We start from the raw sequence: 25462 nt of genomic DNA, 5'->3' as shown, positions 1-25462 counted from the left end.
CACGTATCCCCCGAACAAGATCACCGTTACGATACGTCCGCGTCGTAAGGTAGCGCTCAACCGGCAGAACCGAACCTCGGCCACAAGCCCACGGAGACAGTTCATTCGAGTGACCACCACGCTGCCTCCGGGCCGCCGCGGCGCGCACCACGGCGACCGACGATGTTCGCCCTGGGCTTCGCGTATCACCTCCCGGGAACGGCACTCGCGGCACCACCAATGCCGGCCGCCACCGGTCGATTCCTGCTGTCCGAAAGAAGATCGTGTCCAGATTCTCCAACCGAATACTGATCCTCCTGTTGTCCCTTTTCTCGGTGGGAATGTTCGGCGTCGACGCGCACGCCGAACCGCTCTACCCCCAGCCCGACCCGGACCCCTTCTACACCGCCCCCGCCGGCCTCGCCGAGCTACGTCCCGGCGACGTCATACGCACCCGCAAGATCGATACCGGCCTGTACGTGGGTACCGAAGGCTGGCAGGTGGCCTTCCGGTCCACCAACTCCCGCGATGAGCCCATCATGGGGATGACGACGGTGCTCCTCCCCACCGGCGTGGAGCATCCGCCTCTGGTCTCCTACCAGGCGCTGATCAATTCGCTCGGTACCCGATGCAATCCGTCGCGGTCGCTGTTCAACGGTGAGCTCCAGGACGCCGTCGGCGCCATGCTCCCGATCGGGCGCGGCTGGGCCATCTCGGTGCCCGACTATCTCGGTCCGAATGTCGCCTATGCCGCGGGACGGCTCAGCGGCATGGTCACCCTGGACAGTATCCGCGCCGTCCAGCGGGCGACAGAACTCGGACTGTCCGATTCACCGGTGGCCATCGCCGGATATTCCGGCGGCGGTCTGGCCACCGGCTGGGCCGCGGCCATGCATCCGACCTACGCTCCGGAACTGAAGATCGCGGCCGCGGTCGCCGGTGGAATTCCGGCCGATCTCGAGCAGATGGCGCTGGGCCTGGGTTTCGCGCCGCATCCGGGTTTCGGCCTGGCCTTCGCCGCGGCCATGGGACTGGAACGTGAGTACCCGCACCGGCTGCCCATCTCCGATCAGCTCAACGAGAACGGGCTCTGGTTCCGGGAATTCACCCACGACGCGTGCCGTCGATTCCTGCTGTTCCACGGCGCCTTCCGCAGCGCGGACCAGATGGCGGCGTCCAAGAGCCTGATGGACAGTCCGGAAGCCCGTGAGGTCCTGCACGAGAACAGCCTGCGCTACTACGACGGCGTTCCGACCGCACCCACCTATCTCTGGCACGGCCGCTACGACACCCTCACTCCCTACGACGGAGTGGCCGAATTCGCCGACCGGTACTGCCGCGCGGGCGCGCCGGTGAAGCTCACCACCTACGATATCGCCGAGCATATGACCGCGGCCGTCGCCGGATTCGGCGACGCCTGGAACTTCGTGGAGGCACGCTTCCGCGGGGAGCCGGTACCCGACAGCTGCTGATCCGCTCACCCGATCCCGCCGACCGGACGGCACGGCGCAGTGCGCCCGGTCGGCGAGCAGCCGGTACCTCCGTACCGGCTGCTCGCCTGTGCGGGCACCCACACGGCACCGAGCCGGTACGGCCGGCTCCGGACGACCCTCACTTGTCCGTGCGGCCGATCCGGGCTACAGCGTGCCGGTATGGCCAGGGATACGTTCGGCGACAAGATCCACGGCATGGTCGGGCCCCGAGGTACCCCGCACGGTTACGCCCGGCTCGTCCGGGTGCAACGGTTCGAGCGTGTCCAGCTGCGAATCGAGCAGCGTCGCGGGCATGAAATGCGTGCCCCGGGCCGATATCCGGCCGAGGAGGTCCGCCCGGTCGGCGGCCAGATGCACGAAGAAGATGCCCGGGACCGCGGTTCGCAGCCGATCGCGGTACTCCCGTTTCAGTGCCGAACAGGCGATCACCCCGCCGCTTCCCTCGCGTCTCCGGTGGCGCAGCCACTCACCGACCGCGGCCAGCCACGGCCGGCGATCCTCGTCGTCCAGGGGCACGCCGGCCGACATCTTGGCCAGATTGGCGGGCGGATGGAAATCGTCGGCGTCGGCGAACGGTACGTCCAGCCGCAGGGCGAGCAACCGCCCGGTCGTACTCTTCCCGGTACCCGACACCCCCATCACGACCACATAGGGCGACCCCGGCAGGGCAGTCGGATATTGTGCGCCGGTCATCTGGTCCTGTCGGTCTCGGCGGGCCCGAGAGAACCCGCGGGATATTCTTCCAACGGTGCCAGAGTGTCCACGCTCGCGCCCACCGCGGTCAGCGCCAGCGTGAGACTTTCGGGGTCGAGTCCGAATCGCAGCATATTCGGCGCCGTACCGCCGTCGTGACCGAACGGCATAGACGGCACCGGACGGAGCGCCCGGCTCCGGAACCGCCGGTCATCCCAGTCCACCAGATCGGCGCAGAGAAGTTCGAATCCGTCGTCGAGATAACCGCCCGTACGCAGCGCGGCGAGGCCGGGGAGCAGATAGCGGCCCGTCAGATCGCCGGTGCCACCGAATATCACCGGTCGCGTGATCATCGGAATACCTCGGTCACCGCGGACTGCACGACCCGTCTCCTCTTCGCTCGGGCAATCGGGAACGGCATGTTAACGGAAAAGCGGGCCCCGAATCAGCAGCCGTCATTGTCCGGGCGGAACGACCGTTGCCGAGATGAGACAGGTTCGCCACCCCGCGGATTTTCTCCAGAGGACCGCGGCTCCGGCCCGCAAGGCGTTCGCACAGTCATCGGTCCGGCCGCGGATGCATCCGCGGCTCGCCCTTCCCGGAAAATCTCGGCCTGCCCCGGAAATCGCACCGGCGGCCGAAGATTTCGAATTCATTCAAACGCATTGCCCCGAAGGGTGTTCGAAGACATCTGTCGGACATTGCGCCCGCGCCATCGGCATTCGCACGGCACCGACGTGACGACCGCCGCTGGACAATGGTTCAATTTGCGTGCAAACGCTCGGAGCAGGAGGAAACCCATGGCAGTGCGCTACTCGAAACGAGAACAGACCAAACTCGTGAACCGGGTGAAAAAACTTATCGATCAAGGGAACACACTCAACGCCGCGTGCACCGCGGTATCCGAGCGCGAAGGTGGGTCGCCCGCGACGAACACCCTCGCCAACTGGGTCAAGGCCGCCGGTGCCGCCGATGCGGCCGCCGCCGCGCCGGAGCAGCCGAAACGCCGGCGCCGCACCCGGCCCACCGCGGCCGAGGCGCCGGAGCAGACCCCGGCCACCACCGAGCAGGAACAGGCCACCACCGAGCAGGAGCCGGAGGCCGCCGCCACCTCCGAACCACTGCCCACGGCCGCCGACCGCGACCCGCTCCCCGAGCCCGCGGCCGCGCCCGAGCAGGAGCAGGAGCCGATTCCCGCCGCCACCCTGGTCCACGTCCGCACCGCCGGTTCCGCCGCCGATACGGCCCTCGAATTCGACGATCTGCTCGACGAGAACCATCGGCTGCGTACGGCGCTCACCGAAGCCAACCGGGAGATCCGTGCCATGCGTGACCTGCTCGTGGTGTACGCCAGCCGGTAGCCGCCACGATCCTCCGCCGCGGTCCGGGACAGCGGCCGGCATTCGGTCGCGACACGCGAGCCCGACCTTCGGGTCCCCCCTCGCTCCCCCCGCGGCGGGCTAATCTCCGCAGGTGATCGCAGCGCCGGCGCCGATGCTGGCCGTTTCGGGACAGCCACCCGACGATGCCGGGTGGGCGGTCGAGATGAAATGGGACGGGGTCCGGGCGATTGTCGTATGCGACGGCGACGGCTGCCGCCTGTACAGCCGGAACCGCCGGGATATCACCGGCACCTACCCGGAGCTGATCGACACGCTCACCAAGCGTGCGGGGGGCCGCGAACTCGTCCTGGACGGCGAGATCATCGCGCAGACCCCCGAGGGCACACCGTCGTTCGCCCTGCTGCAACATCGGATGCATGTGATCCGCCCGGCGCGGCGGCTGCTGGACACGGTCCCGGTGCGTCTCTTCCTCTTCGACCTGCTGAGTCAGGCTGGCGAGACGCTCACGAATGCGCCCTACCTGCAGCGGCGGGACCGGCTGGCCGCACTGGGCTTCGCGGCCGGACCGGTGCAGACTCCTCCGCATTGGCTGGGTGTCGGCGCAGCACAGCTACTCGGCGCGGCGCGGGAGAATCGCCTCGAGGGCATCGTTTCCAAACAGATCGACTCGGTCTACCGGCCCGGACGCCGGTCACCGGATTGGATCAAAACCCCGCTGCGCGAAACCATCGAAGCGATCGTCGCCGGGTGGACCACGGGTAACGGAGCCCTCGGGCCCACCTTCGGGTCGCTGATACTCGCCGCCTATGACTCCGCTGGCGCACTGGTCCATATCGGCAATGTCGGCACCGGTTTCAGCGCCGCCGACCGCCGTGTCCTGCGAGCCCGCCTCGATACGATCGCCCGCGAGAGAAGCCCCCTGGCCCGTGTTCTGCCGCGCCTCGGGACCGCTCACTGGGTGGAACCCGTCCTGGTCGGCGATATCGAATTCCGGGAATTCACCGGAGACGGACTGCGTCACCCCAGCTGGCGCGGCCTCCGCGCGGACAAGTCGCCGGCAGAAGTGACAATGCCGCCCGCGACACGCTAGACGTCGCGGGCGGCGCACCCGGCCACAGCGTGCGGCCGGACCGGGCCGCACGACCCTCATCGGCGTGCGGCATACCGGATCACACCTGTTCGGGCACCGCCCGCCGCTCGCGGACCCGCTCGACGCGGCCGACGAGCAGGACATACGACGTGATCCCCAGCAGTGTCACGACGGTCATGTACACGAAAGCGGGCGCGAAGCTCGCGTCGGTGACCAGGAATCCGATGACGATCGGCGTCGCGATTCCCGACAGGTTGCCGATGAAGTTGAACATGCCGCCGGTCAGGCCGATCAGCCGTTCGGGGGCCAGCGCCGAGACGAGTGACCAGGTGATGGAGGCCAGGCCGTTGCCGAAGAAGGCCACCGACAGGAACACGATCACCAGCACGGTGGAATCGGTGAAATTCGCACCGATCAGCGTGGTACTCAACAACAGTCCGGCGATGATCGGGCCCTTGCGGGCGATGCCGAGAGGTACTCCGCGCCGGAGCAGGTAGTCGGAGAACACACCGGAGAACAGCACACCGATCACCGCGGCGATGAACGGAAGTGAGGCGAGGAACCCGGATTTGATGTAATCCATATCGCGGTACTTCACCAGATAGGTCGGGAACCAGGTGAGGAAGAACCACAGGGTGGAGGTCAGGCAGAACTGGCCCAGGTACACGCCCCACAGCTTCCGGCGGCCCAGCACCGTCGCGATATCGTTCCAGGTCACCTTGGCGCGGGTGGGCCGGGAACCGGTCAGGTCCACCAGCCCGCCGCCCTCACGGATATGAGCGATCTCGGCATCGTTGGCGCGGGAATCGCGCGGCTCCCGGTACACGAGGTACCAGATCAGGCCCCACAGCACCCCGACTCCGCCGGTGAAGATGAAAACCCAGTGCCAGCTCAGCACCGATTGCAGCCACGACAGCACCGGGGTCAGCAACGCCAGGCCGATGAACTGACCCGAGGTGTAGAAGCCGATGACAGTGGCGCGTTCCCGCTCGGGGAACCACGCGGTGGCGACGCGGTTGTTGATGGGATAGGCCGGAGCCTCGAACGTTCCGACCAGCAGCCGCAGCACGATGAGCGCGACGAAACCGCCGATGATGCCCATGAACACGGTCGCCAGCGACCACAGCACCAGGCACGCGGGGTACAGCACCCGGGGCGGCACCCGGTCGACGAACCATCCGCCCGGAAGCTGCAGGGCGGCATAGGTCCAGCCGAAGGCCGACAGCAGCAGGCCCTGCTGGGCCGAGGACAGGTCCATTTCCTCGGCGATGGCGGGTACCGCGATCGACAGGTTGGCCCGGTCCATGTAGTTGATGACCACGGTCACGAACAGCATCACCGCGATCAGGATCCGGGCTCGGCTCGCTTTCACAGCCAAAGTGCTCGGGGTAGCGCGTTTCTCGATCAAAGTCCTCATACTCACCACTCCGCGAACGAACCGTCACTGTGACGCCAAACCGGGTTGCGCCACCGATGCCCGATGGCCGCCCGCTCGACCACGTACTCCTCGTTGATCTCGATTCCGAGACCCGGCCCGTCCGGAATCCGGACCTGCCCGTCGGCATAGGTGAACACCGCCGGATCCACGAGATAGTCGAGCAACTCGTTGGTGGTGTTGTAATGGATGCCCAGGCTCTGCTCCTGGATGGTCGCGTTGTAGCAACCCGCATCGATCTGCAGGCAGGATGCCAGGGCGATCGGCCCGAGGGGACAGTGCAGTGCCAGCGCCACGTCGTAGGCCTCGGCCATATGCGCGATCTTGCGTGCCTCGGTGATACCACCGCAGTGCGAGGGGTCGGGCTGGATGATATCCACCGCGCCCGAGGCGATCACCGATTTGAAATCCCAGCGGGAGAACAGCCGCTCCCCCAGCGCGATCGGAATCGGCGAGTGCCGCAGAACGTCCACGACGCTGTCGACGTGTTCGGACAGCACCGGTTCCTCGACGAACATCAGGCGGAACGGTTCCAGCTCGCGGAGGAGCACTTTCATCATCGGCTTGTGCACGCGTCCGTGGAAATCCACGCCGATACCGATATTCGGGCCGACCGCGTCCCGGACGGCGGCGATATTCGCCACGCACCGGTCGATCTTGTCCCAGGTGTCGAGGTACTGCAGTTCCTCGGTGCCGTTCATCTTCACGGCGGTGAAGCCGCGACCGACCGCGTCCCGGGCGGCCTTCGCCGTTGCGTCCGGCCGGTCGCCGCCGATCCAGGAGTACACCTTGATGCGGTCGCGCACCCGGCCGCCGAGCAGTTCGTGCACCGGCACGCCCAGCGCCTTGCCCTTGATATCCCACAGCGCCTGATCGATCCCCGCCAGCGCACTCATATGGATACCGCCGCCACGGTAGAAACCACCCCGGTAGAGCACTGTCCACAGATCCTCGATCTGTCCCGGATCCTGCCCGATCAGGTAGTCCGACAGTTCCTCGACCGTCGCCGCGACCGAGGCCGCCCGGCCCTCGAGCACCGGCTCACCCCAGCCGACGACGCCGTCGTCGGTTTCGATACGCACGAACAACCACCGCGGCGGCAGCGTGTACGTCCTGATCGAAGCGATCTTCATGACATTCCTCCTGTGCAGCGGACTGCGTTGTCCGGTGACGAGCGGGCTCTATCGGGTGGAGGCCCAGATTTTCGAGAGTCGGCGTGCTTTGATACGCACCTCGTCGGCGCTGTCGCCCGGCCGGTAGAGCGAGGTGCCGAGGCCTGCGCCGCCGGCTCCCGCGGCGAGCCAGTCCCCGAGGTTCGATTCGTCCACGCCGCCGACCGGCACCAGTTCCACCTCGGCCGGCAGAACGGCGCGGACCGCCCGCATACCGGAAATTCCCAGCGCGTCGGACGGGAACATCTTGAGACTACGGGCGCCCGCGCGTACTGCGGTGAACGCCTCGGTCGGCGTGGCCACCCCCGGGTACGGCCGCATACCGGCGGCGAGAGCAGCGGTGATGACCTGGGTATTCGTATCCGGAGACACGATAACCCCGGCGCCCGCCGCCCGGGCCCGGGCCACCTCCTCGACGCTCAGCACGGTGCCGGCGCCGATCGGGATCCGCTCGCCGAAGCGGCCGGCCAGACGCTCGATGGAGCGGTAGGGGTCCGGTGAGTTCAGTGGCACCTCGATGGTGTGAATACCTGCCTCGACCAGTGCCGCCCCCACCGCGATCACCTCGTCGGGGGTGATTCCGCGCAAGATGGCGATCAGGCCGGATCCACCGGCGGGCGCTGCGTCGGCCATGGGCTTCTCCTCGTTGGTGGTGGTCTGCTGTCTCCCGGTCATCGTGGGCTCCCCTCCGCCGGCACCAGGCCCGACGCGACAGCGACCGACCACAGCCCGGCGGCGGCCGCGTCCTCACCGCCTACGATCCGGGTGGATACGCCGCGCATGCGCAGCGCGACGGCGTAGCGGCGGCACAGGTCGGCGTTTCCGCACAGCACGATCCGGTCCGCGCCGGTCTGGTGCGGTAGCAGATTGCGCACCTCGTCGGCGATGACGACGCCGGACACGTAGTCGGCCAGCGATGCCGGGTCCAGCAATCCGTCGAGCACCAGTGCCCGCGCACCGAACAGGGCGCTACCCAGGCCGCGACCGTAGGGGGAGAAACCCGCGGTCAGACCTCGCGCGAATGCGGTGTCGTCGCGGCGCGCGGTGGTCGCGGTATGACTCAGCAGCCCGTACCGGGTGACGAGGCCGTACAGCTCCCCGCTCATGGCCGTGGTGAAGGAGAGCACCTTGCCGTCGTCGACGCGCAACCATTTGGTGTGGGTTCCGGGCAGGACCAGGGTGTGCCCCGCGCCGGGTTCCCCGATCAGCTCGAGCGCGCCCAGGACCTGCGTTTCCTCACCGCGCAGGACATCGCCGGCGATATCGTCGCGCGGGTCGGAGGGGACGCGCAGACCGGGAACGAGGTGGAGCACCCCCTCGACCGCCGAGACATCCGTGAGCGAATGCGCGAGAGCGTCCAGACGCGCCGGCACCGGGAGATAGCCGGCCTCGCGCCAGCCCTGCGCACTGCCCACCATGCCGCAGGCGAGGGCGGGCAGACCGGGATGATCGCGTATCCAGACGCCACATATTTCCATGAAGGCGGCTTCGTAGGCCCGTGCGCGGGCATCAGGATCGGCGGTATCCGTTCCGGCGGCCATATCGAGCAGCCCGCCGCCGGGCTCGCGGGTGTCGAGGACCCGGCCGCCGGCACCGAGCAGCCAGGATCGCATCGAAGTCGTACCCCAGTCGAGTGCGATGAGGCGCGGCGCCGAGAGCTCTGGCCGGTCGGGTGTCATGACGGTCACTATGACGAGAGCGTCCCATTATTACCAACACGGTCCCTATTTATGGGACCGTAGAGCTCATGACACTCCCCACCGACGATGTCCCGCCCGGCACCCAAACCCTCGCCCGGGGCCTGTCCGTGATCCGGGCGGTCGCCGACGGCGCGCACGGGTTGCGGGAGATCGTCGAGAGCACCGGACTGGGCCGCAGCAGCACCCATCGGCTCGCGCAGCTGCTCGTCGTCACCGGCTTTCTGCGCCACGACAACCGCGGATACACACTCGGACCGGCGCTCATCGAACTCGGTTTCAAGGCGCTGCACGGTAATCCGCTGCCGCTCGTGGCGCGTCCGGTGCTCGAGGAACTGTCGGCCACCGTCCTCGATACCGTCCATCTGGCCGTCGAGGACGGAGGTTCGGTCCTCTACCTCGACAAACTCCCGGGTTCGCGGGGTGCCGAGATGCGGTCGCGGATCGGATACCGGATGCCGCTCACCCGGGCCGGCGTCGGCAAAGCACTCCTGCTCGACGCCGCCGACCGCTGGGCCGGGCAGTACGCCGCCGACGAAGCGGCCCTCCCGCCCGCGGCCCGACGCGGGGAGCTCGACGAATTCCTCACCCGCATGCAGACCTACGCGCGGGCCGGCGCGGCCATGGATCTCGAGGACAACGAACCCGGTATCCGGTGCGTCGCCGCCCCGATACGCGACGCGTCACGTGCCGTGGTCGGCGCCGTCAGCGTCTCGGCGACCACGCCGTATATGCCGGACGAGCGCATGCGCGGCCTGATACCGGTGGTCCGGCGGGCGGCGGGCCGGATCTCGGCGGCCCTCGGTTATCAGGCGACGTGATGCGGTGACGGTTCCGCACCGGCGATATCGCCGGGCCGCGCGCCATCGCCCGATCCGCTGGATGACGGGATATTCAACCGCCGGAATAGAATTCGGGCGGCCGGATGATCCGGCGATCGGCCGGTATCGTGAGGGCATCGGATCGATTCCGAAAATGCGCCCACACGGCAGGGTTTCATTCGTCACTGCGCCCGGGCCACACCCTCCGGTAATCCTTTCTCACGGAAATAGCCACGGGCGCCGCCGATTCGGTTGCCGCGCGAATCAGTAACAATATCGGAATACGATCAGAATCATGATCTGGGACGCCCACCGTTTCCCTTGAAAATCGACTGCCGCCGATACCGGACAAGAGCCCATTCGCGTTCAAAAGTGACCATCCCCGCAGGTGGAACGATCAAGACACAGCCGTAGCGCTACAGGGCATCACGAACCCTGGAATATCCGTGGATTACGCATATTTCCACTGGGCGTACTCGTAGTGCGGCAGTCGAGTCCTTACAGATTCCGCACTCAGGACATTTTCTGTCCGGAATACAGTTCAATTTCATTTAACCTGCACGACCGATAACGTTTATATAACGTGACTATCAATGTGTGCGGCGGCGCAAACGGCTTCGTCGGATCGACCTATTAGGAACAGGAGCGAAAACATGGGTTCAGTGGATCTGGGCAGCCTCGGTGACCTTTTGGGCGCGTTTTCCGATATCCTCAGCGGGTTCGGAGGACTGGCGAGCTTCTCCGCCGAATAATCGGTGAGCGATCGGCGCGGCGAAGCCCGCGCGAGTGGTCCGCCGGACGATGTCGTCCGGCGGGCCGCTCTTTTCCGTCACGGTTCGGACGACCGGGCACAGGCCGGGGCCGGCGCGTCCTGGACCAGGGGTTTCCCGGCCGGTGACGCGTACACCGCGTAGAGCACAACCGGCTCGGCACCGAGATTGAATCCGGCGTGGATGTTCCAGGCACCGGCCGGCTCGTCGATGACCGCCCCGGCCGGATACTCCGGCGCCACGCAGTCCGGGCCGGGATGGGTCAATGTTCCCGCCACCACCAGCCCGCGCACCGGACCGTCGTGGTAGTGCCACCCGGTGGATCCGCCCGGTTGGATCACGATCCGGCGCGCCACGAGGTCGGTGCCCGGCGCGGGCGAGGCCTGAGGAAGCCATACCTGTCCGAGCGGCTCGGAGGTGATTCCGCTGCCGGAAGTCGCCCCGGCGAGCGCGGCGGCGCCCGCCACTCCCGTCGCGGTTATCGTCGCCACGATGAAACCGCTGATGAAGGGCCTCATCAGGGCAGTCTAACCACCGGCTGGGCGCCGAGCGGCCAGACGCCGAGCACACCGCGCCCCGGTTCACGGCACACGAGTGAGCGACGCGTTAGGCTGCTGCGGGCAGGGCTTCGCCCGCGGCGGCACGGCCCGAACGATCGAGAGGTCGCGTTCCCGCCACCGCCCCACCACTGCGAGAGGACCGTGATGCCGACTTTCGAGGGTGTCGATCCGGCTGTCCCACCGAGCGGTCCGGGGTGTCTGGAGTGCGAGCAGGAGCAGGGCTGGTGGGTTCATCTGCGCCGGTGCGCCCAGTGCGGGCATATCGGCTGCTGCGACAGTTCACCGGCCCAGCATGCGTCCGGTCATTTCACCCGGACGGGGCATCCGCTGATCCAGAGCTTCGAACCCGGCGAGGAGTGGTTCTGGGATTTCCGCACCACCGAGATGTTCGAGACGGGGCCGGCGCTCGCCCCACCACACCACCACCCCACCACCCAGACCACGCCCGGTCCCCGGGAACGCGTTCCGGCGGACTGGCGCGACCGGATCCACTGACCGGCCCGCGCCGGTCAGAACTGTCGCGCGCCGGCGGCGAGCACCCCCCGATTCTCGACCTGCGAGAACGCCGAGGCCGCGGGGTCGGCGCACACATCCTCCGATCGGAGGGCCCGGGGACCACACGAGAAGGATCCGCGGCGGCCGGAGAGCGGATACCGGGTCACATGCGGGCGTATCGGGCGCAGGCGAAATCGTACAGACCGTAGGTGGCGATGCCGAGTCCCGCCACGATCAGCAGGAACATGCCGAACGGCTGGGCCCCCAGCGTTTTCAACGCCGCGTCCAGCCCCCCGGCCTTACCGGGATCGGCCTGGGCGACCGCGACGATGACGAGGACGCCCACCCCGCCGATGGCGAACCCCTTGCTGAGGTAACCGACGGTGCCGAGCCGGCGCAGTAGCGCACCGTCGGTGCGCAGTTCCTTCATGAACTTCTGCGTCACCCCTTTGTAGACGTGATAGCCGCCGACGGCGACGATCACCAGGCCGGCGACGACCAGGGCGGCGCTACCGGCGGAACTCTGCATCAGCCGGGCCGACAGACCCGCACTCTCACCGCTGCTGGACCGGCCGCTACCGCGCGCGAAGGCGAAGGCGGTGACACCGTAGGAGAGATAGACCAGCGCGACCGCGAACGCCTTGGCGCGGTGCAGCACGGCGGAACCACCGTCCTTCTGGGCCGCCCGGGTACCGATGCCGAGGATCGCCTCCGCGAGCCGCCACAGCGCCATGAACGCGAACGCGGCCACACCCACGGACAGTACGAGGACGCCACCGGGTTCGGCGGCCAGGGCCGCCATCGCCCCGGACTGGTCGGTGGCGCCTCCACCGGACCCGAACGCGATACGCACGGCCAGATAGCCGATCAGCAGGTGCACGACACCCGCCATCACGAAACCACCGCGGGCGCAGCGTTCGAACGCCCGATGCCCGGTGATCCGGTGCACCGCCGAAGCCGGTCTGGACAGCGAAATCTGGGACATCGAGATCCTCCTGCTACCGGAAGCGCCACCAGGGGTACGCGATACCAGAGGAACCGCGAAAGCCCGGCGGGAATACCCGGCACGCCACGGTTTCTCGCGGTCTCCGATACGCCTGCCGCGCCTCCTTCGTGATCGAACAGATGCCCGCCGCGTACCCGGGAACCACATCACGAAACGGTCGCCGGGGCCGGGCGGCCCGGGGCGACCGCCGACTGCTCAACCGATGCTGCCGCCGCTGTCTCCGGTGGTGGTGGTGTCGAGCAGGCCCGCCAGTTCGTCCAGCAGGGCGACCACCCGTTTGCGCTGCGCCGCTGGTAGATGCGGCAGTTCGACGGCCAGGGCGCTGTCGATCGGCGCGCGGCCACGGGCCCGGAAGACATCCTGGGCGACTCCCGGATCGACCGTCACCCGGACCCGCCGCGCGTCGTCGGGATCGGGCTCGGTGGTCAGCAGATCCTGCTCGCGGAAACGGGCCACGATACGCGACACCAGACTCTGGGTGATCGCCGTGCGCTGCGTGATATCGCGAATCGACGAGGCCGGATGCAGCGCGACGTCCTCCAGCACCGCGTATTCGCTGGGCGGTATCCGGCGGCGACCGGTGTTACCGGTCGCGACGAACGCGATCGCCCGCAACCGGCGGGCGATCAAATGCAGGCTCGCAGCATCCACCACGGCAATATACATCCCTATTCATATAACTTATGATCCATCACTATGTATGGAAAATCGGGCGCCCTGTACGAGGTCCGCCACGGCCTGGACACCGATCTCGGCCTGTTCCGCCGGCGCCGCCGTGCCGCACTCACGACGGTGGCGACCGGACGCACCGTCCTGATCACCGGCGCCTCCTCGGGAATCGGCCGGGCGACTGCCGTGCGACTCGGTGCGGCCGGGGCCACCGTGGCGCTCGTGGCCCGGCGGGAACCGGAACTCACGCGGGTCGCGGCGGAGATCCGGGAATCCGGTGGCAATGCCACCGTCCACCCGTGCGATCTCAACGATTTCGATGCTCTCGACGCCACCGTTGCGGCGATTCTCACCGAACACGACGGCGTGGACATCCTGATCAACAACGCGGGCCGCTCCATCCGGCGCCGGCTCGACGAATCCTACGACCGCTTCCACGATTTCGAACGCACCATGCGCCTCAATTACTTCGCCGCGACACGTCTGATGCTCGCGGTGCTGCCGGGGATGCGGACCCGGCGGTCCGGTCATATCGTCAACGTGCTGTCGGTCGCGAACCAGTTCGGCGGCCCCGGGTACAGCGCCTACGTGGCTTCCAAGGCCGCCCTGGACTCGTTGTCCGGCAGCCTGCACGCCGAAACCCTCGCCGAGGACGTTCGCTTCACCTCGATCTACATGCCACTGGTGCGCACCCCCATGCTCGCCCCCAACGCGCGCTACCGGAACAGCGCCGCACTGACAACGGATCAGGGCGCGCAGGCGGTGTGCCGTGCCCTCACCGATCGCCCGCGCCACTGCGGACCACTCCTGGGCCGGATGGCCGCGCTGATCGATATCGCGTTCCCCGAGTATTCGGCGGCCAAGCGGAACGCCCGGTTCGTCCGGGGGATGTGAGCACGTGTCCGGGTAGGTGAGCATTCGCCCGGGGAGGCGAGTGGGACCTCCGGGAGTGCGGCGCAGATCGTTCCGGCCGGGACCGGGTGGCCCGGCCCGGCATAACGGCGTACACTGTACGGCATTGTGCGCCGTACAGCGTCAGCGGCGCGCGCTCTGTTCCCCGCACCCACCGTCAGGAGTCCACCGATGCCCCGATCGGGCCGCACCGCCGTCCCGCCCCGCTGGCTCAAACCCATGAACCGGGCCCTGCTCCTGGTCCGGAGATTCGGAGGCATGCGGGACCTGCCCGTCCTCACCGTGCCGGGCCGGCGCAGTGGCAAACCACGCAGCACACCGCTGACTGTGATAACCCTCGACGGCGACCGCTACCTGCTGGAAGGGTTCCCCGGCGCCGATTGGGCCCGCAATATCCGCGCGGCCGGCGGATTCGCCGAGTTCGCGACCGGCCGCACCGTGGAACGCGTGCACCTGACCGAACTCGACCCGGAGGCGGCGATACCGGTTCTGCGCGCCTGGCCCGAACACGCCGGCACCGACGGCCCCCGCCTCATGCGCGACGCCGGCGTAGTCGACGCGGTGACCCCCGATGCCTTCGCCACGCTCGCGGGCCGGTGCGCCGTCTTCCGCATCGATCCGGCATAGCGATTCGCCTACGGGCCGGCGCGGATGGAAGGCGGCATGCTGTCCGGATCGGCCGGTCACGCCGGCCGATAACGAACGCGATGGCCTCCGGGGCCGGGGGCGGACCCAGGGTGGACCCTCGCAGAGGGCGCGCGCCGGGTTCATCCGGTCCACCGCTGCCGCCGGCGCCAGGCCGGTGCCGGCGGCCGGGCCTGGCTACGATCGTCGGCGATGGATATCGACGGCATGCTCGATTCGCTGGACGGATTATCGGTCGGGGACGCATTGGGGGCGGAATTTCCGGTGATGCGCCGATCGATCGCAGACCTGCGGTCCGGCGATCTCACACCGGGTCCGTGGGGGTGGACCGACGACACCGAGATGGCCTGCTCCGTCGTGGCCGAACTGCTCGCACGCGGCACTGTCGATCAGGACCGGCTCGCCGCCGCCTTCGCGCGCCGATTCGACCCGCGCCGCGACTACGGTTTCCTATCGGTCGCCACGCTGCGCCGGATCGGCCGGGGTGAGCCCTGGCGGGAAGTGTCCGGCGCGGCCTACGACCACCAGGGTTCGTGCGGAAACGGCGCGGCCATGCGGGCCGCACCGCTGGGCGCCTACTTCGCCGAGGACCCCGGACGGATTGTCACCGAAGCGGTCCGATCCGCGGAGGTGACACATCTGCATCCCGAAGGGGTGGCGGGGGCGGTCGCGGTGGCGGTCGCCGCCGGGGTGGCCGCCCGAGCCCGCCGCGCCGGGGTGCGGCCCACACCGGAACAGTTCGTCGGCTCCGTCCTGGAACCACTCGACGACGGCGAAACCGCACGGCTCATCCGGCACGCCGGCGCCCTGCTCGGCGCCTCCACGGAACAGGCCGCCGCCGAGCTGGGCAACGGATCCCGGGTCACCGCGCAGAACACGGTGCCTTTCACGATCTGGGCCGCCGCGCGGCACCTGGACAACTATCCGGCCGCGATCATCACGTGCATCGCGGCAGACGGCGATATCGATACGACGGCGGCCATCACCGGCGGAATCGTGGCCGCCTACACCGGTTCCGGAGCCGGCGCCGCGGGGGTGCCGCGGGCCTGGCTCGCGGCGCGTGAACCGTTGCCCGTCTGGTTCGAGCGGGAACGGGAGGCCCGGGCCCGCCAGGTTTCGCTGTCCGGCCGTGTCCGCCGGTGGCTGTCCCGGACCCCCTGACTCCCCCGATCACGGGTGTGGGTCCGCGCCGGATAGCCGGTGGCTATCGGTAAGGTGGCGCGCAGTACGCGTGCGTGTTCGCGTCGAAATGCGTTTCATATCGAGGATCGTCGGAGTCGCGGCCCGCCCCACGGGTGGCCCGGCACCGCTGCCAGTTTCGAAATCGTGTCGAGGACGAACTGAGAGGATCTGATGGGCCGGGATCTGACGCAAAAAGAGTTGCTGGTGGAACTGGAGCCGGTGGTCGCCGAGAATCTCGATCGGCACCTGGGCACCGCCAAGGAATGGCATCCGCACGATTACGTCCCGTGGGACGAGGGCCGCAACTTCGCCGCGATGGGCGGGGAAGACTGGGATCCCGAGCAGTCACGGCTCTCGGAGGTCGCCAAGGTCGCCATGATCACGAACCTGCTCACCGAGGACAATCTGCCGTCGTATCACCGGACGATCAGCGAGCATTTCTCCCGGGACGGCGCCTGGGGCACCTGGGTGGACCGGTGGACCGCGGAGGAGAACCGGCACGGGATCGCCATGCGCGACTACCTCGTCGTCACTCGCGGTGTGGATCCGGTGGCGCTGGAGAACGACCGGATGGTGCACCTGACCCGAGGCGTGCACGCGCCGGAGTACTTCCACGGGATGCTGGACCAGGTCGTCTATGTCACGTTCCAGGAATTGGCCACCCGGATCAGCCACCGCTGCACCGGCCGGGTGTGCAACGACCCGGTGGCCGATGCACTGCTCAAACGTATCGCCACCGACGAGAACCTGCATATGCTCTTCTACCGCAACCTCGCGGACGCGGCGTTCGATCTGTCGCCCGATCAGGCGATGGAATCGGTCACCAAGATCATCCTGGACTTCGCCATGCCGGGCCGCGGCATGCCGAACTGGCGCCGTAACGGTGTGCTGATGGTCAAACACGGCATCTACGATCTGCGCCAGCACCTCGACGAGGTGCTCATGCCGGTGCTGCGGATCTGGCGGGTTTTCGAACGCGAGGATTTCACCGCCCGCGGTGAACAGGCCCGCGAGCACCTGGCCGAGTACCTCGAGAAGCTCGGCAAGGATGTCCAGCGGTTCGAGGAGCAGCGGGCCCGCCTGGTCGAACGCGAGGCGCGCCGGGCCGCCGCGGTGGGCTGACCCGGCGCCGGTTCTAGGCGGTGGCGGGCGCCGCCGCCGCGGTCCGGGTGCCCGGCAGTCGGACCGCGGCGCACAGGAGCGCGGCCAGTACGCACAGCCCGGCGGCGACGAAGAAGGCGCTGTCGTAGGAGCCGTGGGCGTCGCGGATGAGGCCCGCTCCGAACGCGGCCACCGCGGCGCCGATCTGGTGTGCCGCGAACACCCAGCCGAATACCACCGGCGCCGCGGCTCCGAACCAACTGCGGCACAGGGCGATCGTCGGCGGTACGGTCGCCACCCAGTCCAGGCCGTAGAACACGATGAAAACCCAGGTGCTCGGTTCGGCGTGTGGTGACAGCAGCGCAGGCAACGCCAGCAGCGACGCGCCCCGGCCCAGGTAATAGATCACCAGCAGGACGCGGGCATCCACACGGTCGGTGAGCCACCCGGAGAAAACCGTGCCGGCGACGTCGAAGATGCCCACCGTGGCCAGCAGGGAGGCCGCGACCGTCGTCGGCATCCCGTGATCGTGCGCGGCCGGGATGAAATGGGTACCGATCAAACCGTTCGTGGTCATACCGCAGATCGCGAAACTACCCGCCAGCAGCCAGAAAACCGGAACCCGCAGGCCCTGGACGAGCCCGCTCGCGGCGGCCGCGAAACTACCGGTGGGCAGCGGCTCGGCTGCACCGGCGGGATCACCGCCGTACGGGGTGACGCCGATATCCTGTGGCCGGTCGCGAATGAACAGCAGCACGAGCGGAACCACCGCGAGGGCAGCACCGGTCACGATCAGCGAGGCCCAGCGCCAGCCGAACCGATCGGTCACATCGGCGACCACCGGCAGGAAGATGAGCTGTCCGGTGGCTCCGGCCGCGGTGAGCAAACCGGTGACCAGGCCCCGGCGTGCCACGAACCATCGGGTCGAGACGGTGGCCACGAAACCCATGGAGATGGATCCCGTTCCCAGCCCGACCAGCACGCCCCACAGCAGGATCATCTGCCAGCCGGCGGTCATGAAGACGCCGACGCCGGTACCCAGCGCGATCGCGACCAGCGCACCGGTGAGAACCGGCCGGACCCCGAAGCGATCCATGAGCGCCGCGGCGAATGGTGCGGTGACGCCGAACAGCACCATGTTCACCGACATCGCGGCGCCGATGGTGGCATGTGACCATCCGAACTCGTGATGGAGCGGGGTCATCATCACGCTGGGCACCGCACGGAACCCGGCCGCGCCGAGAATCGCCACGAAACTCACACCGGCGACGATCCACGCGACATGCAGTCGTGGTCTGCGGCCCACCGGTGCCGGGGCCTTGCCGGGATCGATATCGGTCGTCACGAGGATCCAGCATCCGGTAGCGGCCGCGTGGTCACCAGTGGCAGGATTGCCAATATGCCAGAAAATCGTGCCATCCGGTCGAGCGTTGGCAACATGCCCGCCCGGCGCCACCGGATCGCGGTGCTGCTGCTCGAACCGGCGATCGGCTTCGACGCGACCATTCCGCCGCTGTTGTTCGGCGAGGCCACCGACGACGGCGGAGGCCCGCTGTACGAGGTCGTGCTGTGCGCGCTCGAACCCGGGCCGGTCCGGACGACCTCCGGATACTCCCTCGTCGCGACCGCCGGCGCCGAAGCGCTCGCCGGGGCCGATACCGTGATCGTGCCGGGAACGCAGTTCGCGCCCGCCCGGCGCGAGGGGCTCCTCGACCCCGAACTCGCCACCGCGCTGGCCACCGTCCCGGCCGGTACCCGCATGGTGTCGATCTGCACCGGCGCCTTCGTACTCGCGGCCGCGGGCATGCTGGACGGCCGCCGCGCGACCACCCATTGGCAGTACGCCGACGCGTTCCGCCGGCTGTTCCCCGCGGTCGAACTCGACGAAACGGTGTTGTTCGTGGACGAGGGCGCCCTGCTCAGCTCGGCGGGCCTGGCCGCCGGAATCGACCTGTGCCTGCACATCATCCGCCGCGACCACGGTGCCACGGTGGCCAATCGCGTCGCCCGGCACTGCGTCGTACCCGCGTGGCGGGAGGGCGGTCAGGCACAGTTCATCGAGCACCACATCCCCGAGTACGACGACCGGAGTACCGCGGCCGCCCGGGCCTGGGCGCTGACACATCTGGCCGACCCGCTGAGCGTGGCGGTTCTCGCGGCGCAGGCCCGGATGAGTCCGCGGACATTCAGCCGGCGCTTCCAGGCGGAAACAGGTGTGTCGCCCGGCGCGTGGCTGCGCGACCGCCGGATCCAGCGCGCCCGGGAGCTCCTGGAATCCGCGGATATTCCGGTCGACGCGGTGGCCGCGATGTCCGGGCTCGGCTCGCCGGACAATCTGCGCCACCACCTGCGGCGCAGCCTCGGCATGTCGCCGTCCGCCTACCGCCGGACGTTCACCGCCCCCTGAGCCCCGGCCCGGCGTGCCGCACATCGACAGTGTGTCCCACGTCTCCGTGTGCATACCCCGGCGCGACCGGGGTATGACGGCGAGGTCTCCGCGCCACCTCGGCGGTGCGAGGCATTTCTCTGCCGGATCCACCTTGGGAGAAGTAGCCGATCATGATCGTTTCGCAGACCGCCCACCGCACCGTCCCGACCACGGGGGCCACGCATGATTCGCGGGTGTGGCGGCACGGCACGGTGATCTGGTTCGACGCCCAGAAGGGCTTCGGCTACCTCGCCCCCGAGGACGATATCGCCCCGGTGTACGTGGAGTACCGCAGTATCGACGCGACCGGCTATCGGACGCTCTTCCAGGGCGAACGGGTGGAATTCACCAGCGCACAGCGCGCAGGCGGGGCGGAGGCCGTCACCGTACGGCGTCGCGATCGGACCGACGCCACCCTTCCGGCGGCGGGCCCGCAGGGTCTCGGGTAACAGTCGAGCCGGATCCGCCGGGATCGGTGTTTCACCGACGCCGCCCGGGGCAACCGCCGTCCATGGATGCCGACAACGCGAGTACAGGGAACCCACCGAGCAACCCCGGCCGGCTGCGACCGCCACATACGCAGGTCACCGCCGATGATCTCCGCCGACTGATGGAGGCACCGGACGACCGGGCGACCCTGGTGCTCGCGGCGGGCCGGATCGAGCTGGAGACCGACCCCGAAGCCGCCGCTCAGAGTCTGGCCGTCATCACCCGCGGCGAACTGGCCGCCCGGATCGGCACGACCCCCGACCCGACAGCGCTGGGCACCCAGGTCGCCGAATTGAACACCGAGATCCGGCTGCTGGGTTCCTGATCCCCGCACCGGCGTCGTTGACGTCGAATAGTTTTGTTGCAAAACTGATCCGCGATGGAGATCGCGAAAACCGCTACGCCGTACGCCCACCCGGATCCCGCACGGCTCGCCGACCTGGATCCCGCGCAACTCGCCCACTGGGATCCCGCGCGGCTCGCCGCGGTGATTTCACCGCTGCGCCGCACCCTGCTCGCCGCGGCGCGGGCCGCGGAGAAGTTACCGGAGATCCCGGACGCGCAGATCGAAATCCTGCGGGCGCTGGCGCCCGGTACCGCGGTCGCCCCCGGAGAACTGGCCGAGCAGTTGGGGCTGAGCCGGTCCACGATCAGCAATCTGCTGGCCGGTATGGAAGCGAGCGGGCTGGTCGAACGCCGGCCCCACCCCGGCGACGGTCGCCGGGTCGAGGTCGTGCGCACCGACCGGGCCCGGGATCTGTTCGACCGTTTCGACCTCGCCGCGGGCACGCTCGTCACCGACGCCGCGGCCGCCCTCACCCCCGGGGATCGAGCCGCGCTGGCCGCCGCGCTGCCTGCGCTCGAGCGCCTGCGCGAAGCCCTCCAGCGACTTCGTACTCCCGAGGAGCCCGCATGAACGCGCTGCGTCGACGCCTGTCCCGCCGGTTGCAGGCACGCACTATCAAGGGACTGACTCCGGGACCCCACGACATCACGATCCGCAAGAACCTGCGCGTTCCCATGGACGACGGCGTCGAACTGCTGGCCGACCTGATCACCCCGATCGGCAACCCCGAGCCCCCGCTGCCCACGATCGTGATCCGCGGCCCCTACGGCCGCAGCGGGCCCATGGCCGGTCAAGCCCGTGCGCTGGCCCGCGAAGGGTTCACGGTGCTCTTCCAGAGCTGCCGGGGCACCTGGGGTTCCGGCGGTGTGTTCACCCCGCAGATCGACGAGCAACGCGACGGCATCACCACACACCGGTGGGTCCGGGCACAGCCCTGGTGCACCGGGCCGGTGGTCACCTATGGGGCCAGCTATATGGGTTACACGCAGTGGGCGGTGGCCGCGGCCCTGCAGCGCGAGGAACCCGCGGCGGCGCCCGATGCCCTCTGCCTGATCACGACCATGCCCGATTTCGGCGCCGTCACCTGGGACAATTCGGCGTTCGCACTCCGTAACGCGCTCGGCTGGTCGCAGATGATGGATCGGATGATCCACCGCGAATTCCTCGCGCTGCTCTGGGGACAGCTGCGTCCGGACCGCCGGCTGCGCAGCGCGTTCGGCGTTCTTCCGCTGGCGGACGGGGATCTCGCGGCCACCGGCCGGCGGATGCACTGGTACCAGGATTGGGTGGCCCACGAGCGGCTCACCGACGAGTACTGGACCCGGCAGTCGCATACCGCCTCCGTCGCCGAGGTCACCGCGCCGGTGTACATGGTGACCGGCTGGTACGACATCTTCCTGCCGTGGCAGCTGGCCGACCACGCCCGGCTCGCGGCGGCGGGCCGGGCGTCGCGGCTCACCGTCGGCCCGTGGGGGCATCTTTCCCGGGGCATGGGGGCGCCCGCGATCAGCGAGAGCGTCGCGTTCCTCCGGGAACATTTCACCGGCGCCGACAGCGACCGGGTGGCGCCCGTGCGCGCCTATCGCACCGGCGCCGGGCAGTGGCACGATCTGGCGACCTGGCCGCCGGCCGGGGTGACCACCGAATCGCGATATCTGTCCGCATCGGGTTCACTCGGGGCCGGCCTCCCGGACGGCGGTGTCACCCGCTACGTCTACGACCCCGCCGCTCCCACACCCGCTCTCGGCGGGCCGAGTCTGCTGCCCGATTCGGGTCCGGTCGACAATGCCGCCCACGAGCGCCGCGACGATGTGGTGGTCTTCCGCAGTGAGCCCCTCGACGAGCCGGTCACCGTCGCGGGCGAGCCGGTGGCCCGGATCCGGTTCCGCTCCTCACAACCCGGCGCGGATCTGTTCGTCCGGATCTGCGATGTACACCCCGACGGCCGCGCGATGACCGTGTGCGACGGGATCCGCCGCATCGGCGGCGTCGCCACTGCGGCCACCGATCCGCCGGCGGGCCCGGACGGTTTCCGCGATATCGAAGTGCGGTTGTGGCCCGCGTTCCACCGATTCGCGCCCGGGCACCGGATCGGGGTGCAGATCAGTTCCGGCGCGCACCCCCGCTACGCCCGCAACCCGGGATCCGGTGAACCGGCCGTGTCTGCCTCGGCGCTGCATCGCGCCACCCAGGAGATCTCCCACGCGACAACGGATCCGTCGCGACTCGAGCTCCCGGTATGGTGCTCCGGCGACGGAACTCAGTAGCACACCGCCCCGGCACACCGCCGCCCACCGCGACGGCGTCGCCGGTGATCGCGATACTGCGCGGTGAGGCCGGGGAGGTCACCACATCGGCGACCTCCCCGGCATCGATGATCCTTCTTCGCGAGCCCGGCCTCGAGCGCGGTGACCGGCGTGCCCGACTCCCGGCCTGCGCGGCCAGACGATCGCGCACTCGGCACCGTGCTCGACCGGCCTGTTATCCCTGTATATGGACTTTTCCCCGGTGTAGGCTCACGCCGTGTCCACGACCTCCGCCGACCGGTCGGCGCGGATCCGCGACTGGGCCGAGAGCGGAGTCCCCGCACTCACCGGATTCCCCGGCGGACCGCCCCTGATACCACCCGGCACGGCTGCGTCGACCGCCCGGCGGTATACCGACCGGATCGCGGCGGCCACCGGTGGGCGCGTCCGGCTCGACGGTGCCCGGTTACTCGGCGAACGCACCGCCTTCACCGGATTCCGCCGCGGCGGAACGATCTCCGCAGGCGGGCATTGCCGCCTCCTGCGCACCGCGGACGGCTGGGCCGCGGTCAGCTGCGCGCGCCCCGACGATCCCCTGCTGCTCGGTGCACTCATCGGCAGTGCCCCCGTAGCTGATCCCTGGCCCGGCGTCGCGGACTGGCTGCGCGCTCACACCGGCACCGAACTCGCGGAACGCGCGGATCTGCTGGGCCTGGCCGCCGGACCGGTCGGGGCGGGGACGGCCGCGGCGCCACCGGAACCACTGGCGCCGCGGTCGGTAGAGGGGCTGCGGGTGGTCGATTTCAGCGCGCTGTGGGCAGGCCCGCTCTGCGCGCACCTGCTCGGTCTGGCGGGCGCGCGCGTGATCAAGGTGGAGACACCCACCCGCCCCGACGGCGCGCGACGCGGCGATCCGGATTTCTATCGGCTACTGCACGGCGGCCACGAATCCGTCGTCCTGGACCCCGGAGACCCCGCAGGACGGCGGGCACTACACCGGCTCGTCGCGTCCGCGGATATCGTGCTCGAGGCATCCCGCCCCCGCGCGCTGGCCGGATTCGGGCTGGACGCAGCCGAGTTCGCCGACTCCGGGACCACCTGGATATCCCTCACGGCGCACGGGCGCGGATCGAATCGGATCGGGTTCGGCGACGATATCGCCGCCACCGCGGGTCTGGTCGCCCGGACCGAGGACAGTACACCCGTTTTCGCCGGCGACGCGATCGCCGACCCGCTGACCGGCCTGGCGGCGGCCGCGGTGGCGATGTCGGCACCGGCCGACGGTTCGGGGCGACTCTGGGATATCGCCATGTCGGCGGTCGTGGCCGCGACCCTCGAACCGGATTCGCCCACCGTGACCGCGGACGAATCGCGTATTGTCGCACCGACCCGGCGGGAGTCCGCCGGACCCGCACCGGACAGTGGGCGCGACACCGCCTCGGTGCTCGGTGAATTGGGTGTCCGGCTCGGATGAACGATCTACTGATTCGTGACGCGGAAGTCGGCGGCCGCCCCCGGACCGATGTGCTGCTGCGCGATGGTGCGGTCGCCGCGCTCGGACCGGATCTGCCCGCGGCCGGACTGCCTGTCCTCGACGCGCGCGGCGGGGCCCTGCTCCCCGGTCTGCACGACCATCATCTGCATCTCCATGCCCTGGCGGCGGATTCGGCGTCCGTGCGCTGCGGACCGCCGCGGGTGCGGACCGCCGACGAGCTGGCCCGGGCGCTCGCCGCGGCAGCCGGTGACGGCTGGATTCGCGGTACCGGATACGCCGAAACCGTGGCCGGGATGCTCGATTCGACCGGGCTCGACGCGCTGTGCCGCGGCCGCCCGGTCCGGATCCAGCACCGCAGCGGCGCGCTGTGGTTTCTCAACTCCGCGGCGGCCCGGCTCGTCGGCCTGGACACCGCCACCGAACCGGGTGTGGAACGCGACGCGGAAGGTCGTGCGACCGGACGGCTCTGGCGCGCGGACACCTGGCTGCGATCACGGTTACCGGCGACCGGGCCACCCGATCTCACCGAGGTCGGCGCCGCCCTGGCCCGCTACGGCATCACCGGAATCACCGACGCCACACCCGATCTGACCGACACCTCACTCGACGCCCTCACCCGTGCGGCGGCGTCGGGTGCGATACCGCAGCGGCTGAATCTCCTCGGCGTTCCGCTCGGCCGCGCATCTGGTCCGGAGGTGACGGTGGGCGCCTACAAGATCGTGCTCGCCGACTCGGGCCTGCCCGATATCGAGACACTGGCCACCGCGGTCCGCCGGGCGCACGCGGCCGCCCGTCCGGTCGCCGTGCACTGCGTGAGCCGGGAGGCACTGCTGATCCTGCTCGCCGTCTTCGCCGAGACCGGAACTCTACCGGGCGACCGGATCGAGCACGGCGCGATCATCCCGGCCGAATCCGTCCGAACGCTACGGAACCTCGGGCTCACGGTCGTCACCCAGCCCGGTTTCCTCGCCGACCGTGGGGACGACTATCTCCGCCGCGTCGACCGCACGGACCTGCCCGATCTGTACCGATGCCGGAGCCTCACGGAGGCGGGTGTGGGCCTGGCCCTGTCCAGCGACGCCCCCTACGGCCCGGCCGACCCGTGGCAGGTCATCGAGGCGGCCCGCACCCGCCGGGCACCCGGGGGCGCGGCGCTCGGAGCGGGCGAGGCGCTTCCGGCGGCGCAGGCTCTCGGCCATTATCTGGCCCCGCTGCATGATCCGGGTGGTCGTGGCCGCACGGTTGCACCCGGCGTGAAGGCGGATCTGGTGCTGTTGGATCGGCCGATCGCCCCCATGCTGCGGCATCCGGAAGCGGAAGCGGTGCGCGCGACCATCATCGGCGGCCGGATGGTGTTCGAGCAGTAGGACCGCGACCACCGGTATCTCTCCCGCC

At 69.2% G+C, this 25462-nt stretch carries 26 protein-coding genes and 1 pseudogene; 16 read left to right on the top strand and 11 right to left on the bottom strand.

Features of this window, described 5'->3' with window-relative positions:
* The first annotated feature begins 320 nt into the window (after positions 1-320).
* A complete protein-coding gene (locus AB0F41_RS03250) occupies positions 321-1451 on the top strand; it encodes a lipase family protein (protein WP_357421426.1) in 1131 nt (376 codons plus the stop codon).
* Between the two features lie 165 nt (positions 1452-1616).
* Here the strand turns inward: AB0F41_RS03250 and AB0F41_RS03245 are convergent, their stop codons facing one another.
* Entirely contained in the window at positions 1617-2165 is a 549-nt protein-coding gene (locus tag AB0F41_RS03245) for a gluconokinase (protein ID WP_357421061.1), read from the bottom strand.
* Entirely contained in the window at positions 2162-2518 is a 357-nt protein-coding gene (locus AB0F41_RS03240) for a hypothetical protein (RefSeq protein WP_357421060.1), read from the bottom strand. Before AB0F41_RS03240 ends, AB0F41_RS03245 begins: the two co-directional genes overlap by 4 nt.
* 447 nt (positions 2519-2965) lie before the next feature.
* Here AB0F41_RS03240 and AB0F41_RS03235 point away from each other — a divergent pair, with 447 nt between their 5' ends.
* Positions 2966-3526 carry a hypothetical protein gene (locus AB0F41_RS03235; protein WP_357421059.1) on the top strand — a complete coding sequence of 187 codons (561 nt, stop codon included), beginning with the start codon at positions 2966-2968 and terminating at the stop codon, positions 3524-3526.
* Between the two features lie 112 nt (positions 3527-3638).
* Positions 3639-4598 (top strand): non-homologous end-joining DNA ligase, encoded by a 960-nt coding sequence (ligD, locus tag AB0F41_RS03230; RefSeq protein WP_357421058.1) that lies wholly within the window; start codon positions 3639-3641, stop codon positions 4596-4598.
* Between the two features lie 79 nt (positions 4599-4677).
* Here the strand turns inward: ligD and AB0F41_RS03225 are convergent, their stop codons facing one another.
* The 4 genes from AB0F41_RS03225 to AB0F41_RS03210 form a co-directional block, all read right to left on the bottom strand.
* Positions 4678-5934: an MFS transporter gene (locus AB0F41_RS03225; protein WP_357421425.1), complete on the bottom strand. Its 1257-nt coding sequence runs from the start codon at positions 5932-5934 to the stop codon at positions 4678-4680.
* A gap of 83 nt (positions 5935-6017) precedes the next feature.
* A complete protein-coding gene (dgoD, locus tag AB0F41_RS03220) occupies positions 6018-7166 on the bottom strand; it encodes a galactonate dehydratase (protein ID WP_357421057.1) in 1149 nt (382 codons plus the stop codon).
* A gap of 48 nt (positions 7167-7214) precedes the next feature.
* Positions 7215-7880, bottom strand: a complete 666-nt coding sequence (locus AB0F41_RS03215) for a 2-dehydro-3-deoxy-6-phosphogalactonate aldolase (RefSeq protein WP_357421056.1) — start codon at positions 7878-7880, stop codon at positions 7215-7217.
* Positions 7877-8884: a 2-dehydro-3-deoxygalactonokinase gene (locus tag AB0F41_RS03210; protein WP_357421055.1), complete on the bottom strand. Its 1008-nt coding sequence runs from the start codon at positions 8882-8884 to the stop codon at positions 7877-7879. The genes AB0F41_RS03215 and AB0F41_RS03210 overlap by 4 nt, the downstream gene beginning before the upstream one ends.
* A 68-nt stretch (positions 8885-8952) precedes the next feature.
* Between AB0F41_RS03210 and AB0F41_RS03205 the strand changes: the two genes are divergently transcribed.
* Positions 8953-9723 (top strand): IclR family transcriptional regulator, encoded by a 771-nt coding sequence (locus AB0F41_RS03205; RefSeq protein ID WP_357421054.1) that lies wholly within the window; start codon positions 8953-8955, stop codon positions 9721-9723.
* A gap of 829 nt (positions 9724-10552) precedes the next feature.
* Here AB0F41_RS03205 and AB0F41_RS03200 read toward each other — a convergent pair.
* A complete protein-coding gene (locus AB0F41_RS03200) occupies positions 10553-11011 on the bottom strand; it encodes a cupin (RefSeq protein ID WP_357421053.1) in 459 nt (152 codons plus the stop codon).
* Between the two features lie 186 nt (positions 11012-11197).
* On the opposite strand from AB0F41_RS03200, the gene AB0F41_RS03195 reads away from it, so the two are divergent.
* Positions 11198-11548 carry a UBP-type zinc finger domain-containing protein gene (locus AB0F41_RS03195; RefSeq protein ID WP_357421052.1) on the top strand — a complete coding sequence of 117 codons (351 nt, stop codon included), beginning with the start codon at positions 11198-11200 and terminating at the stop codon, positions 11546-11548.
* Positions 11549-11711: 163 nt separating this feature from the next.
* Here the strand turns inward: AB0F41_RS03195 and AB0F41_RS03190 are convergent, their stop codons facing one another.
* Together AB0F41_RS03190 and AB0F41_RS03185 are read right to left on the bottom strand one after the other, a co-directional pair.
* On the bottom strand, positions 11712-12533 hold the full coding sequence (locus AB0F41_RS03190) for a DUF1206 domain-containing protein (protein ID WP_357421051.1): 822 nt from the start codon (positions 12531-12533) through the stop codon (positions 11712-11714).
* Positions 12534-12749: 216 nt separating this feature from the next.
* On the bottom strand, positions 12750-13205 hold the full coding sequence (locus AB0F41_RS03185; protein ID WP_357421050.1) for a helix-turn-helix domain-containing protein: 456 nt from the start codon (positions 13203-13205) through the stop codon (positions 12750-12752).
* Between the two features lie 45 nt (positions 13206-13250).
* On the opposite strand from AB0F41_RS03185, the gene AB0F41_RS03180 reads away from it, so the two are divergent.
* From AB0F41_RS03180 to AB0F41_RS03165, 4 genes are all read left to right on the top strand, one after another.
* Entirely contained in the window at positions 13251-14117 is an 867-nt protein-coding gene (locus tag AB0F41_RS03180) for an SDR family NAD(P)-dependent oxidoreductase (protein ID WP_357421049.1), read from the top strand.
* Positions 14118-14306: 189 nt separating this feature from the next.
* A complete protein-coding gene (locus AB0F41_RS03175; RefSeq protein WP_357421048.1) occupies positions 14307-14762 on the top strand; it encodes a nitroreductase/quinone reductase family protein in 456 nt (151 codons plus the stop codon).
* Positions 14763-14972: 210 nt separating this feature from the next.
* Complete coding sequence (locus tag AB0F41_RS03170; protein WP_357421047.1) at positions 14973-15941, top strand: ADP-ribosylglycohydrolase family protein; 969 nt, start codon at positions 14973-14975, stop codon at positions 15939-15941.
* Positions 15942-16133: 192 nt separating this feature from the next.
* Entirely contained in the window at positions 16134-17084 is a 951-nt protein-coding gene (locus AB0F41_RS03165; RefSeq protein WP_357421046.1) for an acyl-ACP desaturase, read from the top strand.
* Positions 17085-17097: 13 nt separating this feature from the next.
* Here AB0F41_RS03165 and AB0F41_RS03160 read toward each other — a convergent pair whose 3' ends face one another.
* Positions 17098-18408, bottom strand: coding sequence for an MFS transporter (locus AB0F41_RS03160; protein WP_357421045.1), 1311 nt, complete (start codon positions 18406-18408; stop codon positions 17098-17100).
* 93 nt (positions 18409-18501) lie between these two features.
* On the opposite strand from AB0F41_RS03160, the gene AB0F41_RS03155 reads away from it, so the two are divergent.
* The 5 genes from AB0F41_RS03155 to AB0F41_RS03135 all read left to right on the top strand — a co-directional run bounded on the left by AB0F41_RS03155 (position 18502) and on the right by AB0F41_RS03135 (position 22593).
* The gene (locus tag AB0F41_RS03155) at positions 18502-19470 is read left to right on the top strand and encodes a helix-turn-helix domain-containing protein (RefSeq protein WP_357421044.1); all 969 of its coding nucleotides are present in this window, start codon (positions 18502-18504) and stop codon (positions 19468-19470) included.
* 215 nt (positions 19471-19685) lie between these two features.
* Positions 19686-19940 (top strand): cold shock domain-containing protein, encoded by a 255-nt coding sequence (locus AB0F41_RS03150; RefSeq protein WP_357421424.1) that lies wholly within the window; start codon positions 19686-19688, stop codon positions 19938-19940.
* 62 nt (positions 19941-20002) lie between these two features.
* Entirely contained in the window at positions 20003-20305 is a 303-nt protein-coding gene (locus AB0F41_RS03145) for a hypothetical protein (protein WP_357421043.1), read from the top strand.
* A gap of 54 nt (positions 20306-20359) precedes the next feature.
* On the top strand, positions 20360-20896 hold the full coding sequence (locus AB0F41_RS03140) for a MarR family transcriptional regulator (protein ID WP_357421042.1): 537 nt from the start codon (positions 20360-20362) through the stop codon (positions 20894-20896).
* On the top strand, positions 20893-22593 hold the full coding sequence (locus AB0F41_RS03135) for a CocE/NonD family hydrolase (protein WP_357421041.1): 1701 nt from the start codon (positions 20893-20895) through the stop codon (positions 22591-22593). The genes AB0F41_RS03140 and AB0F41_RS03135 overlap by 4 nt, the downstream gene beginning before the upstream one ends.
* A 7-nt stretch (positions 22594-22600) precedes the next feature.
* Here AB0F41_RS03135 and AB0F41_RS03130 read toward each other — a convergent pair.
* Positions 22601-22708, bottom strand: a pseudogene (locus AB0F41_RS03130) (short-chain dehydrogenase); the annotation flags it as partial.
* 141 nt (positions 22709-22849) lie between these two features.
* Between AB0F41_RS03130 and AB0F41_RS03125 the strand changes: the two are divergent.
* On the top strand, positions 22850-24046 hold the full coding sequence (locus tag AB0F41_RS03125) for a CoA transferase (protein WP_357421040.1): 1197 nt from the start codon (positions 22850-22852) through the stop codon (positions 24044-24046).
* On the top strand, positions 24043-25434 hold the full coding sequence (locus AB0F41_RS03120; protein ID WP_357421039.1) for an amidohydrolase family protein: 1392 nt from the start codon (positions 24043-24045) through the stop codon (positions 25432-25434). The genes AB0F41_RS03125 and AB0F41_RS03120 overlap by 4 nt, the downstream gene beginning before the upstream one ends.
* Positions 25435-25462: the final 28 nt, after the last annotated feature.

Source organism: Nocardia sp. NPDC024068, from assembly GCF_040638875.1.
Taxonomy (GTDB): Bacteria; Actinomycetota; Actinomycetes; order Mycobacteriales; family Mycobacteriaceae; genus Nocardia.
This window is presented reverse-complemented; position numbering and strand designations above follow the sequence as displayed.